Raw genomic sequence first — 13,122 nt, forward strand, 5'->3', positions numbered from 1 at the left:
CGTCAGCACCGGATGGGAGACAACCCGAAGTCCTCCACCGTCGGAGTGGTGGTGTCGATCCTCGCCTGCCGGGTCTGGGGCTTCCAGCCGTCCTTGGCGACGATCATCGTGAGCGGGTTGTTGCGCCGGTCCATCCAGTAGGCGTACTTGCCGGCCGCGTCCGTCGCGAACGTGAACGACATCGCCCACGAGTCGACCTGGACCACCGCGCCGGAGATCGGCGAGGTCGCGCCCTGGCAGCTCGTGCCGGTCACCGTACCCATCAGCTTGCCCCAGGTCTTCGGGGGCGTCGCGGTCATCGTCACCTCGACGGGCGCCACCGAGTACGGCGTGTTCTCCTTGATCGCCACCGCGCCGGAGTAGGTGCCCGGCTGGTCCACGTTCGCCGTCATCCCGACGGTGACAGTGACCTTCGCACCCGGTGCGAGGGTGACCGACGACTTGTCGATAGTCATCCAACTGACGTCGGCCGCGGCCTCGGCGCAGCCCTCGAAGCCCGGCAGCACCTCGCTGTCGGCAGCCGCGTTGAAGCTGCCCGACGAGCCGCCGACCTTGTAGAAGCCACACGCCGCGGCGCCCCGGTACCGGGCGGTGTTGGCGTTCGGCAGGTTCGACCACGAGCTGGTGGCCGGGTCGAAGGCGAAGCCCGCGTTGGTGATGGCCCCACCCTGCGAGCCGCCGACCACGAGGAGCTTGCCGCTTGCCACCGCGTACGAGCTGGCCCAGTTGTCGGCCGGCGCGTCGGCGATGGCGGTCCAGGTGTTGGCACCCGGGTCGAAGGCGTAACTGGACTTCTGCGCCACCGAACCGTCGTTGCCGCCGGTGCAGTAGACGACACCGTCGATCCCGCCGCAGGAGGCGAACGCCACCGACTTCGGGTAGTTGGCGAGCGTCTCCCAGGCGTTGCTGGCCGGGTCGTACCGGACGACGGTGTTCGACATCGGCAGGCAGTTAGCTGTGGTGCAGCCACCGATGGCGTACAGCTTGCCGTCGACGACGGCCTGCCCGGCCGCGGCCCGCGGCGCCGGGTTGGCGGCCCGAGCCGTCCAGGTGTTGGCCGCCGGGTCGTAGGACCAGGTGGCCGCGTCCGGGCCGTTGTCACCCCAACCACCCGAGGCGATGATCTTCCCGTCCACGACGCCCACCGTCAGGGCGTTGCGCGCGCCGGGGAGGTCGGCGATCGCCGTCCAGGTCTGCGCGGTCGGGTCGTAGGCGTAGTTCTTCGTGGTGGAGGCGCTGCCGTCGCCACCGCCGATCGAGTACACCTTGCCGTCGAGGGTCACCACCCGGTTGTCCATGATGTTGGCCGGGTAGTCGGCGATGTCCGTCCACGGCGCCGCCTGCGGACCGACCGCGGCGGGCACCGCCGTCGGCGCCTTGCCGGACGCCTTCGCGGCGAACGACGTCGCTACGGTGAGCCGCTGCTCCGGCGCACCGGGAGCACCGAGCACCTGCTGCCGGGTCACCCGGGAGCCGTCCGCCCGCAGCAGCTCGAAGCCGTTGTCCCGCTCACTGAAGCCGACCTCGACGGGCGCGCCGCCGGTGTTCGTCACAGTGAACTTCTTGCTGGTCTTGCCCCCGGGCATCTGGAGCGTCGCGCTCAGCTCGGTGGGCGTCACCGACAGTTGACCCGCCGCGAGGACGAAGTTCGCTGTGGTCGCCCAGTCGGGCTCCACGTCGACCTGCTTGCTCTGGCTGACGTAGTTGCCGGCCGTCGCGGTGAACTTGTGCGTACCGGTCAGCGACGAGTAGAGCCAGTAGAAGCCGTCGGCAAGCCCCGGGTCGTCCGGGGTCGCCACTGTGACGGCCTTCTCGCTGGGCCGGTCGCTGCTGGTGACGGTGGCGCCGTTGAGGTAGCTGTTGTCGTTCTTGTCGCGGACGTTGCCCACGACCAGGCCACCGTCGACAGGCACACAGGTGACCTGGCTGCCGATCAGGACGTTGTCGACCTCCCACCACCACTCGTACGAGGCGTCGTAGTAGCGGAACCGCACCTGGACCTGCGCCTGGCCGGCGGCCTGCGGGATCGGGACCTCGGTGACCCGTGGCCCTCGTACGTCGGTCTCCTGCCGCAGCACGTTCGTCCAGGTGGTGCCGCCGTCGATGCTGAGGTCGACGTCGGCGGTGTCCTCGTCCAGTTGGTTGAAGTCCTGGTTGAACCGGATGACCGGGGCGGTGACGCCGGTCAGGTCGACCACCGGGCTGACCAGCGAGGTGTCCTGGCTGTTGCCGGCGCCGTAGTCGTCACTGTCGATCATCGCGAAGTTGCCGGCGCCGCCGGTCAGGTTGCCCCGGCCGCCGTCGTCGGTGAACTTCCACACCTGGCCGGTCCCCGCGTTGTCCACAACGGTCCAGCCGGCCGGCGTGGTCGTGCCGTCGAAGGTCTCGTACTCGCCGTCCGCGCCGAACGCGTAGCCGGGCGCCGTCGTGCACCTTGTGGTGTCCACCGGCATCGCGACGTTGGCGGTCACGTTCCGGGTGCCGACCACGACCTCCTTGGTCACTGCCGGGTAGCCGGGGTACTGCGACTCGTACCTCAGGGTGTACGTCTGCCCGGCCGGCAGCTTGATGGTGTAGCGGCCGGTTGACGGCGCGGTGTAGTCGTAGACACCCGACACGCCGGTGACCGTCACCTTGGCGTAGAGCGGCCAGCCGTGACCGGAGCCGTCGGTGACCGCGCCGGTGATGTTGACGCTCGCCACCGCCGTCAGCGCGACGTCGAGCGTCGTGGTGGCGCGGTTGGTGACAGTCGCCGACTTCGTGGTGGTGCCGTAGCCGAAGGCGGACACGACGACCTGGTAGTCACCGGTCGGCAGCTGCGTCGAGTACGTCCCGTCCGCCCCGGTGGTCACCTCGCGTGCGGCCGGGCCGGTGAGCGTGAGGGTCGCGCCGGCGATCGGGGCGCCGGTGGCCGCGTCGGTGACAGTGCCGGCGAGGGTGCCGACGTCGCCGGTCGGTGCGGCGTCGAGCAGCGCGAGGGCGTCCAGCCGGCCCTCGCCGTAGACGTTGTTGTCCGCCGCGGTGCCACCGCACTGGCTGTCGGCCTTGTCGATGGCGGCGCCGTTGAGCAGGGTACGGGTCGCGTTGACGTCACCGACGAGCGACGGCGCGGCCGAGTACAGCAACGCGATGGCGCCCGCGAGGTGCGGGGCTGCCATCGAGGTGCCGCTGATGCTGCCGTACGTGCTGCCCGGGATGCTCGACCGGATGTTCACGCCCGGCGCGGAGATGTTGGGCTTGATCTCACCGTTCTGCCCGGCGCCACGTGCCGAGAAGCCCGCGACGTTGTTGTTGACGTCGTACGCGCCTGTGGAGTAGTTGCTGGCGAGGCTGCCCGGCGAACCGCTGGTCTGGCAGGCCGGCCCGCTGTTGCCGTTGGACCAGACACCGAAGATGCCCGACGCCGTCCAGGCCAGCGTCACGTCCTCCATGAAGGGCTCGTTCGACGGCAGCCGGGTGCCCCAGGAGTTGTTGATGATGTTCGGCCGCTTGCTGGCGTCCGGGTTCTGGCCGCCGAGGTCAGTCGGCTCGAGCATCCACTGACCGGATTCGATCAAGGCGGCATCGCTGGGGCAGCAACCGTTCGCGGCGATCCACTTGACCCCGGGCGCGACGCCGATCTGGTTCGCGCCAGCGGAACCGGCCATGGTGCCCATGGTGTGCGTGCCGTGGCCATCGTTGTCACAGGGGGCGGTCGAACATTCTCCGGCGGCGTCGAACCAGTTGTAGTTGTGGTCGAACGTGCCGTCGCCGTTGTTGCCGCGGTAGGAGTTCACAAGCGCGGGGTGGTCGAACTGCACGCCGGTGTCGATGTTGGCGATGGTGATGCCCTCACCGGTGACGCCGTACTGGGACCAGACGTCGTCGGCGTTGATGTTGGCGATGCCCCACTCGAGCGCGTTGACGGTCTTCTCGTCGGCGCCCTTGATGGTCTCCGGGACCTTGTACTCGACCGGGGCGTAGAGCCCCTCGACCTCCGTGTGGGCGGCGAACTTCTGCGCCATGTCGAGCGAACCGCTGTTCACCTTGATGGCGTTTGTCGCCCAGAAGGTCTGGTACTTGGTGCCCGAGCTGTCGAGTTCGGCACGGATCTTGCCCTGGCTCGCTGCGGCGGTGGTGCGCAGCGCCTCGGCGACGGCCGCGCCGCGCTTCGTCCAGTCCTTGATGGAGCTGGCCTTGCTGAGGTCCGCCCGGTCCTTGAACCGGATCCAGAAGTCCCCAGCGCTCTTGGCCTGGAGCTGCTTGGCGAGGTCCGGCCGGATCTTGTCTCCCGGAGCGGTGCCCACTCCCATCCCGGGCGCGGCCTGCGCGCCCGTGCCGATACTGACCAGACCCGTCGCGGCGAGGATCATCGCCGCGCCGGCGCTCACCAGTGATCTGGCGGTGCGCCTCCATCGTGGACGTCTGAACATCGGTGCTGCCTCCCTCAGAACGACCCAGGGGTGTGATGGGCCATGGTGAGGGTGCGGAGGGTCCGCCTCGACGGAGTCGAGCAGACCAACCCTTCATGCCCCTCCATGCACCGCGCGGGTCACGCCGGTTGCCCGAGTGGACACTATGATCGAGAGGAAAGGACGATCAAGAACTTGCCGTGAGCAACTTGTCGCTAACGGTTGCCCTGCCGGCGGCGCGCTTGCCAATCACTGTCAGGGCCATGACTGAAGTTGGGCAAAGATTTCCATCGATCCCGGGCGGGTGTGGTGGCCGAGGACGACGAAGCTGCGACGGGCGGGGCCGCGACGGCCGACGAACCCTTTCCGCTGCTGATCGCGGTGACCCCGTCGCCGACCGAGCGCATCCGCCTCGCGGAGCGCCTCGACGGCATCGCACCGTTGCTGCTGGTGGCCGACCTGGACGAGCTGCGCCGGCTGATCGCGCCGTCACCGGCGGCCGCGTCACCCGCGCCGTCACCGACCGCGCCGTCACCGACCGCGCCGCCGCCCGCCGTGCCGGCCGACGCCGTCCTGGTCATCGACTCGACCCGGTCCACCGCACGGTACGGCGGGCGCGAGGTCGACCTGACCCGCCTTGAGCACGACCTGCTGACCTGCCTGACCACCGAGCCGGTCCGGGTGTGGAGCTACGCCGAACTGCACCGGACCGTCTGGCACGACGAGGGACGCGAGCGCAGGGCCGACGTGCAGTCGCTCGTGAAACGCCTGCGGCGCAAGCTGCTCGACCTCGGCACGGCTGCCACCATCGAGGCGGTACGTGGCGTCGGCCTGCTGCTCAGCGACAGGCAGGAGCCCCGGATCGGGCGCGCCTGACGTCTGCCTGATGTAGGCAGTTCGTCAGCGCGGCACCACGCCCGACGACAGCGCGCAACGCCGACGACAGTGCCCCGCACCGACGAAGGCGCACCACGACCGACGCCAGCGCGCGACGACAGCGCTGCGACGGCTGGCGACGGCGCCGTCAGATCAGCCCGGCGCGTACCCACAGCAGCCGACCCGGCCCGGCCACCAGACCGGCGTCCGCGAGGTGGTCGTGCACCCGGGCTGCCGACCAGCGCAGGGTGGCCTGCCAGTGCGGGTTTGCACGGGCGGCCGCCCGGCCCACCTGCGGCGCGATGCCCACCGCCGCGTAGGCGCTCGGGTGGACCAGGCGGTTGGCGATCGTGTAGGCGGCGCGACCGATCAACAGCCGGGCGTACGCCTTGCCGACCGGACCGGCGGCGGCGACCTGGCGGGCCAACTCGTCGCGGGCGAAGCGGACGTGCCGCGCCTCCTCCACGACGTGGATGCGCGAGACCATCCGGATCAGCGGTTGGAGTGACTCGTCGGCCATGATCTCGCGCTGGAACGCGTCGAGGATCTCCTCGGCGATGAGGATCGCGGCGTACATCCGAGGGCCGCTGGCGGTGGTCTTGAGGAACCGGCCGAGCCAGTGGTCGACGGCGCTCGCCCGGTAGACGGGGCAGCCCATCGCCTCGATCAGTCGACCGAACATGATCGAGTGCCGGCACTCGTCGGCGACCTCGGTCAGCGCGTACTGGGCGTGTCGGCTGGTCGGGTCGTCGTCGTAGTACTGCCGGATCAGCATCTGCATGAGGATCGTCTCGAACCACAGCCCGGCGCTGGCGGCGCTTGCCACCTCGTGTTTGGTGAGCTCGACGCGCTGCTCCTCGGTCAGTCCCGACCAGAGTGGAGTGCCGTAGAGGCTGCTGCGATGCGGCGGGAGCCAGTAGGCGCCCGGAGTGTGCGGTGCGTCCCAGTCGATCTCGACGACGGGGTCGTAGCTGGTCCGCAGCGACGACGTGAGCAGTCGATCGGCGACCGCCGTGCTCTCGGGTTCCGTCGTCTCCATGGCGCCTCCATATTGACGTGACGACCGGTAACTGTTACGAGTGGTAGCATGCAAGCGCCGCGCAAGGATGTCAATGGATCCGACCCGCCGACGGTGGCCTCCGAGGGTGTCCCGAAGGCGAAGACCAACGGCCGTCGGGACCGCTGGGCCGACCACCGTGAGCAGCGCCGGCAGGCACTGATCGGCGCGGCCGTGCAGGCCCTGTTGCGACACGGGCCGGACGTCGACATGGACCAGGTGGCCGCCATGGCCGGCGTCAGCAAGCCGGTCCTCTACCGCTACTTCGCCGACAAGTCGCAGCTCTGGGTCGCGGTGAGCGAGGTGGTGGCGGGCCGGGTCGTCGACGCCATCGCGCCCGCGATCGACGAGGTCCGAGAGGAACGCGACCTCGTCCGGGCGACGATCGACGCGTACCTCGGGGTGATCGAGTCACAGCCCACCCTCTACCGGTTCCTGATGCGCCAGTCCGGCCAGCCCGGCATCCACCAGGTCGTCGCCGGCACCAGCCGGCAGGTCGCGGCCGGCCTGGCCCGGGTGATCGGCGACCGCCTGCGCGCGCTGGGCCTCGACGCCGGCCCGGCCGAACCCTGGGCGTACGGCCTGGTGGGGTTCGTGCAGGCGGTCGGCGACTGGTGGACCACGCACGGCCAGCCGATCAGGCGGGCAGCGCTCACCGACTACCTGACCACCCTGCTGTGGAGCGGGATCGAGGGAGTCCGGGCCAGCGCCGACCTGCCACACGAACTGACCCGCGCCCACGAACGGATCGAGCAGTGAGCTACCACGGGCCGGCGACCGTCGCGGGCACTCCGGTCCGGGCGCACCTCAGTGGACGGTGGGAGCCGGTCGACGGCCGCTACCACTGGGGTGGACGGATCGAGCCCGACCCGACGGTGGCGAGGCTCCTGCGCTCCGGCCGGCGCGACGTCGCGCTGCGCATCGCCGACCGGGCACGACCCGCCCGACTGGCCGAGATCGACCCCTGGGGCGGCGTACGGGTCACCGGCGTGGGCGAGCCGCCCTGGCCGCCTCCGGGCGAGCCGGGCACCGAGTGCGAGACCGCGGAGGAGTGATGGAGACAGACATCGCGATCGTCGGCGCCGGCTTCGGCGGCCTGGGGGCTGCCATCGCCCTGCAACGGGCCGGCTTCACCGACTATCTCGTCTTCGACCGCGGTGACGACGTCGGCGGCACCTGGCGGGACAACACCTACCCCGGCTGCGCCTGCGACGTGCCGTCGCACCTCTACTCCTTCTCCTTCGCCCCCAACCCACGCTGGTCGAACACGTTCTCCAGCCAGCCGGAGATCTGGGACTACCTGCGCGACTGCGTCGACCGCTTCGGGATACGCCCGAAGGTACGTCTGCGTCACGAGGTCCTCGACGCGCGCTGGGACGAGCAGCGCCAGCGCTGGCTGCTGCGGACCTCCGGGGGCGACCACAGCGCCCGCGTCCTCATCTGCGCGGCCGGCCCGCTCAGCGAACCCGCCGTCCCCGACCTGCCGGGCATTGACGACTTCGCCGGCACGGTCTTCCACTCCGCGCGCTGGCGGCACGACCACGACCTGAGCGGTCGCCGCGTCGCGGTCATCGGCACCGGCGCGTCGGCGGTCCAGTTCGTGCCGCAGATCCAGCCGGCCGTCGAGAGGCTGACGCTGTTCCAGCGGTCCCCCGCCTGGATCATGCCCAGGCGCTCGCGCCGCATCAGCCGGGTCGAGCAGGCCGCGTTCCGCACCGTGCCCGGCGCGCAGCGGGCCGCGCGAGCCTGGCTCTATCTGGTACGCGAGGTCATGGGCCTTGGTTTCCTGCACCCGACGGTCAACCGCCTCGCCTCGCGGCTGTCCCTGCGGACGCTGCGACGTCAGGTCAGCGACCCGACCCTGCGGGACAAGCTCACCCCCCGGTACGCGATGGGCTGCAAACGGGTGCTGATCTCCAACGACTACTGGCCGTCGCTCACCCGCCCGAACGTCGACGTGGTCACGGCGGGCATCACCCGGATCCTGCCCGACGGCCTGGTCACCGCCGACGGTGTGCACCACAGGGCGGACACGATCATCCTCGGCACCGGCTTCCACGTCACCGACTCCCCCGTCGTACGGCTCATCCACGGGCGGGACGGGCGCAACCTTGGCGATGCCTGGACCCCCAGCATGCACGCGTACCGGGGCACCACAGTCGCCGGCTTCCCCAACCTGTTCTTCCTGCTCGGCCCCAACACCGGGCTCGGGCACACCTCGGTGGTGCTGATGATCGAGGCGCAGCTGCGCCTGATGCTCGCCGCACTGCGGCACATGCGGGCCAGAGGCGTCCAGTCCATCGAGCCGACCCCGCAGGCGCAACGACGCTGGACGCAGCGGGTCGACCGGAAGATGACCGGGACCGTGTGGCAGACCGGCTGTTCGAGCTGGTATCTCGACGCCACCGGCCGCAACACCACCATCTGGCCGGGCTTCGCCACCGGCTTCCGGCTGCGGCTGCGCCGGTTCCGCCCCGCCGACCACCGGATCATTCCGGCCGACACCACACCCAACGAACCGGAACGGGAGCACGCCGATGCGGTATGACCTGGCGGGCAGGACTCTGCTCATCACCGGCGCGGCACGCGGCATCGGGGCGCAGCTGGCCCGCGACGCCGTCGCCCGGGGCGCGCAGGTCGCCCTCGTGGGCCTGGAGGGCGAGCGGCTCCGGCAGCTCAGCGCCGACCTCGACGCCCACTGGTACGAGTGCGACGTCACCGACCAGGCGGCGCTGGACGAGGCGGTCGCCTCCACGGTGGACCGTTTCGGCGGCATCGACGTGGTCGTCGCCAACGCGGGGATCGCGAACCTGGGCACCGTGGCGGTCGGGCCTGTCGACGCGTTGGTGCGTACCGTCGAGGTGAACCTCTGCGGCGCGATCCGCACTGTCAGCGCGGCCCTGCCACACGTCACCGCCGCCCGTGGTCACGTCCTGATCATCTCGTCGGCCGCCGCCTTCGCGGCCATGCCCGGCATGGCCGCCTACTGCGCGTCCAAGGCGGGCGTGGAGCAGTTCGCAAACGTGCTGCGCCTGGAGACCCGGGCACGAGGCGTCACCGTCGGCACGGCACATCCGATCTGGATCGACACCGACCTGGTCCGCGACATCCGCGACGACCTGGCGTCGTTCCGCGCCACACTGAGCCGGCTGCCGTGGCCGCTGTCCACCGTCGTCCCGGTCGAGCAGTGCGCCGACGCCCTGCTGCGCGGCATCGAGCGCCGCAAACGCAAGGTGTACGTGCCACGGTCGCTCGCCCTGGTGCAGGCGCTGCGACCGGTGGTGCTGAGCAGCTTCTCGGACGCCTTGATCTCCCGTTTCGGGGGCCGGACGATGGTCGGCCAGATGGAGGACGAGGTCCGCCAGCTCGGACGCTCCTTCGGCAGGACGTCGGTGGGAGGCCGGTCGTGAGCGTTCACGTCCGTCGTGGGGGCAGCGGTGAGCCGCTCGTGCTCATCCACGGCATCGGCCACCGCCACCAGGCGTGGGAGCCGGTGTTCGACAGGCTCGCCGCCCACCACGAGGTGATCGCGCTGGACCTGCCCGGCTTCGGTAACTCCCCGATGCCCGGCACCGGGATGCCCGCCGACATGGCCGCCACCGTCGCCGCGATGCTGCCCGTCCTGACCGAGTGGGGGCTCGATCGTCCGCACGTGGCCGGTTACAGCCTCGGTGGGGCGATCAGCCTGGAGCTTGCCGCCAGCGGGGTCGTCGCCTCCGCAACTGCCTTCTCCCCCGCCGGTTTCTTCACGCCTGCCGAGTGCCGCCGGGCACTGACCATCCTCCGGCTCCTGCGGGTCAACTCGTACCTGCCCACTCCACTCATGCGGGTCGCGCTGCGCTCGTCGTACCTGCGGGCGATGTGCTTCGGGTCGCTTGTGGCCCGCCCGACGCTGCTGGACGCCGACCGCGCGTTGGGCGACGCGCTCGCCCTGCGGCGCGGCCTCGGCTTCACCGCCGTGGCCCGGGCCGCCCGCGACTACCGGTTCGATGGTGTACGGCTCGCCGACGCGGCGGCGCCGGTGACAATCGGCTGGGGCGAGTGCGACCGCATCTTCGGCGTCCACCAGGCCGAACGCGCCCGGGCCGGGCTGCCGGCTGCCCGGGTGGTGACGCTGCCCGGCTGCGGACACGTACCGATGAGCGATGACCCGGACCTGGTGGCCGAGTTGATCCTGGAGACCACCGGCGCCGTACGACGTCGGTTGCCGGCTGGCGACCAGGGTCACGAAAATCACTTCACAAAATAAAAACTTGCAGGCTCTGCAGGTTTGCTTCTAGCCTCGCCGGGTGACCGACACCGACCGCGTGACCACCGGGCGACGGGACCGCAAGAAGGCGCAGACGCGGGCCGCGCTGACCGCCGCGGCGCTACGGCTGGTCGCCGAACGTGGCCTGGAGCACGTGACGGTGGAGGAGATCAGCGAGGCCGCCGACGTCTCCTCGCGGACGTTCTTCAACTACTTCGCCTGCAAGGACGAGGCGATCACCGACGATCCGGCGCTCGACGGCAGCCGGGTCGTGGCGCGGCTGGCCACCGTTCCCGCGCAGGTGCCGGCGCTACGGGCCGTCCGCCTCGCCCTCGACGAGGCGATCGGCCCCATACAGGCCGACCGGGAGCTGTGGCGGCTGCGGCTGACTGTCATCACCGAGAACCCAACCCTGCTGCCCCGGCTGATCGCGGGCAACGTCGCCACCGAGCGGGCCATGGTCTCGGTCATCGCCGCCCGCCTCGGTGTTGGTCCCGAGCACCCGTACCCGCCGCTGGTCACCGCCGTGGCCGGTGCCGCCTTCCATTGCGCGACGATGCGCTGGGCCGCCGACGACGGGACACCGCCGCTCGCCGAGCTGGTGGACGAGGCGTTCGCCGGCATCTCCGCCGGCCTGCCCGATCCGCCACCCCGAGGCTGACCCCAGCCCTCTCCTGACCACGTTCAGCCTCGTCGCATCCCGCCCGAGGCCCACAGCACCCTGTGCACACCCGACAAGGGAGCGTCAATGACCAGCACCATCCCGCCCACCGACACCGCCGCCGTCGGCACGCGCATGTCGCGTCGGGAGGTTCTCCAGGCCCTATCCGGGCTGATGGTCGGCATGTTCGTGTCCATCCTCGCCTCCACGGTGGTGGCAAACGCCCTGCCGCGGATCATCGCCGATCTGAACGGCAGTCAGACCGTCTACACCTGGATCGTCACCAGCGAACTGCTCGCCATGACGGCGACGGTGCCGCTCTGGGGCAAGATGGCCGACCTGTACAGCAAGAAGCTGCTGATCCAACTCTCGCTCGGATTGTTCGTGGTGGGTTCCCTCATCGCGGGCTTCACACCGAACGTCGAGGTGCTGCTTGTCAGCCGTGTCGTCCAGGGCATCGGCGCCGGCGGCATGACGGCGCTGGCCATGATCGTCATGGCGGCCATGATCCCGCCGCGTGAGCTGGGCCGCTACGCCGGCATCTTCGGCGCGGTCTTCGGCGTCGGCACCATCGCCGGTCCGCTGATCGGTGGGGTTCTCGTCGACACGTCATGGCTGGGCTGGCGCTGGTGCTTCCTCATCGGCGTCCCGTTCAGCATCATCTCCATCGCCCTGCTACAGCGGACCCTGCACCTCCCGGTCGTCCGCCGCAAGGTCACGATCGACTGGCTGGGTGCTCTGCTCATCACCTCGGGTGTCTCCACGCTGCTGATCTGGTCGTCCCTGGCCGGCAACAAGTTCGACTGGGCATCCGGCTGGACGGCGCTGATGGTCATCGGCGGCCTGGCCCTGCTGGGATTGGCGGTGTTCGTCGAGTCGCGGGCGGCGGAACCGATCATCCCGCTGACGATCTTCCGCAGTCGCACGGTCTCGCTGACCACGATCGCCAGCGTGCTGGTCGGTGTCGCGATGTTCGGCGGCACGGTCTTCCTGTCGCAGTACTTCCAGATCTCGCTGGGCAAGTCGCCGACCGTCGCGGGCCTGATGAGCCTCCCGATGATCTTCGGTCTGCTCGTGTCGTCGACGGTGGCCGGCCAGCTCATCACGAAGTACGGCCGGTGGAAGGCCTATCTGGTGGCCGGCGCCGCGGTGATGACCGTCGGGATGGCGCTTTTGGGCACCATCGACGCCCAGACCAGCGTCGGCGTCCTGTCGATCTACATGGCCGTGCTGGGCGTCGGCGTCGGCATGCTCATGCAGAACCTCGTGCTCGCCGCGCAGAACGACGTCCCCGCCCACGAGCTCGGCGCCGCGACCTCCGTGCTGACGTTCTTCCGCAGCATGGGCGGCGCCATCGGCGTCAGCGCGCTCGGCGCGGTCCTGGCGAGCCGGGTGACCTCGCTGACGACCGAGCGACTCGGCCCGGCGGCGACGGGCGGCGGCACCGCCGAGGTGCCCGACCTGTCCACCCTGCCCGAGCCGGTGCGACTCATCATCCAGGACGTGTACGGCATCGCGACCGCCGACCTCTTCCTGGTCGGTGCGCCGATCGCGCTGGTCGCGTTGATCGTCGTGCTGTTCATCAAGGAAAAGCCGCTGCACACCCTCAGCGGCGACGAACGACGCGCCCAGGAGGAGGCGGCCGCGAAGGCCGCGGTTCACTGAGCCGTACCACCACAGTGAGGGGGCGGGCCGAACGGCCCGCCCCCGTTCTGCGTCCGCCCGGACGGGCGAGCAGGGGTGCGGGCGGGCTTGCGAGGTGCGGGCGGGCGGCGTGCGAGGGTGCCGGCGGGCAGCGTGCGGACGGGGCGGGCAGGCGGCGTGCGGGCGGGGCAGGCGGCGCGCGGGCCCCTTCTCTGCCGCCTTTGCTCTGCTTCAACCCACGCAA

At 70.5% G+C, this 13,122-nt stretch carries 10 protein-coding genes; 8 read left to right on the top strand and 2 right to left on the bottom strand.

Annotation, left to right across the window (positions count from 1 at the left end; translation table 11 throughout):
• Positions 1–2: 2 nt before the first annotated feature.
• Positions 3–4,412, bottom strand: a complete 4,410-nt coding sequence (locus tag F4558_RS12175) for a S8 family serine peptidase (RefSeq protein WP_167944065.1) — start codon at positions 4,410–4,412, stop codon at positions 3–5.
• A gap of 288 nt (positions 4,413–4,700) precedes the next feature.
• Between F4558_RS12175 and F4558_RS12180 the strand changes: the two genes are divergently transcribed.
• Complete coding sequence (locus F4558_RS12180; protein WP_312877322.1) at positions 4,701–5,267, top strand: winged helix-turn-helix domain-containing protein; 567 nt, start codon at positions 4,701–4,703, stop codon at positions 5,265–5,267.
• Between the two features lie 148 nt (positions 5,268–5,415).
• On the opposite strand, the gene F4558_RS12185 is transcribed toward F4558_RS12180, so the two are convergent.
• Positions 5,416–6,306 carry an AurF N-oxygenase family protein gene (locus F4558_RS12185; protein ID WP_167944067.1) on the bottom strand — a complete coding sequence of 297 codons (891 nt, stop codon included), beginning with the start codon at positions 6,304–6,306 and terminating at the stop codon, positions 5,416–5,418.
• Positions 6,307–6,354: 48 nt separating this feature from the next.
• Between F4558_RS12185 and F4558_RS12190 the strand changes: the two genes are divergently transcribed.
• From F4558_RS12190 to F4558_RS12220, 7 genes are all read left to right on the top strand, one after another.
• Positions 6,355–7,083, top strand: a complete 729-nt coding sequence (locus F4558_RS12190) for a TetR family transcriptional regulator (protein WP_053653713.1) — start codon at positions 6,355–6,357, stop codon at positions 7,081–7,083.
• On the top strand, positions 7,080–7,379 hold the full coding sequence (locus tag F4558_RS12195; RefSeq protein ID WP_167944069.1) for a DUF4873 domain-containing protein: 300 nt from the start codon (positions 7,080–7,082) through the stop codon (positions 7,377–7,379). The genes F4558_RS12190 and F4558_RS12195 overlap by 4 nt, the downstream gene beginning before the upstream one ends.
• Complete coding sequence (locus F4558_RS12200; protein ID WP_167944071.1) at positions 7,379–8,872, top strand: flavin-containing monooxygenase; 1,494 nt, start codon at positions 7,379–7,381, stop codon at positions 8,870–8,872. The genes F4558_RS12195 and F4558_RS12200 overlap by 1 nt, the downstream gene beginning before the upstream one ends.
• Positions 8,862–9,734, top strand: coding sequence for an SDR family oxidoreductase (locus tag F4558_RS12205; protein WP_167944073.1), 873 nt, complete (start codon positions 8,862–8,864; stop codon positions 9,732–9,734). The genes F4558_RS12200 and F4558_RS12205 overlap by 11 nt, the downstream gene beginning before the upstream one ends.
• Positions 9,731–10,573, top strand: coding sequence for an alpha/beta fold hydrolase (locus F4558_RS12210; RefSeq protein WP_312877323.1), 843 nt, complete (start codon positions 9,731–9,733; stop codon positions 10,571–10,573). Before F4558_RS12205 ends, F4558_RS12210 begins: the two co-directional genes overlap by 4 nt.
• A 40-nt stretch (positions 10,574–10,613) precedes the next feature.
• On the top strand, positions 10,614–11,234 hold the full coding sequence (locus F4558_RS12215) for an acyl-CoA-like ligand-binding transcription factor (protein ID WP_167944075.1): 621 nt from the start codon (positions 10,614–10,616) through the stop codon (positions 11,232–11,234).
• 87 nt (positions 11,235–11,321) lie between these two features.
• Entirely contained in the window at positions 11,322–12,899 is a 1,578-nt protein-coding gene (locus tag F4558_RS12220; protein ID WP_053653701.1) for an MDR family MFS transporter, read from the top strand.
• Positions 12,900–13,122 lie beyond the last annotated feature (223 nt).

It is taken from the genome of Micromonospora profundi (genome assembly GCF_011927785.1).
Taxonomy (GTDB): Bacteria; Actinomycetota; Actinomycetes; order Mycobacteriales; family Micromonosporaceae; genus Micromonospora; species Micromonospora profundi.

Bases quoted from the DNA above. Each gene is read 5' to 3' on its own strand.
- F4558_RS12175 (WP_167944065.1), bottom strand. From the start codon at position 4,412: ATGTTCAGACGTCCACGATGGAGGCGCACCGCCAGATCACTGGTGAGC.
- F4558_RS12185 (WP_167944067.1), bottom strand. From the start codon at position 6,306: ATGGAGACGACGGAACCCGAGAGCACGGCGGTCGCCGATCGACTGCTC.
- F4558_RS12190 (WP_053653713.1), top strand. From the start codon at position 6,355: ATGCAAGCGCCGCGCAAGGATGTCAATGGATCCGACCCGCCGACGGTG.
- F4558_RS12200 (WP_167944071.1), top strand. From the start codon at position 7,379: ATGGAGACAGACATCGCGATCGTCGGCGCCGGCTTCGGCGGCCTGGGG.
- F4558_RS12205 (WP_167944073.1), top strand. From the start codon at position 8,862: ATGCGGTATGACCTGGCGGGCAGGACTCTGCTCATCACCGGCGCGGCA.
- F4558_RS12220 (WP_053653701.1), top strand. From the start codon at position 11,322: ATGACCAGCACCATCCCGCCCACCGACACCGCCGCCGTCGGCACGCGC.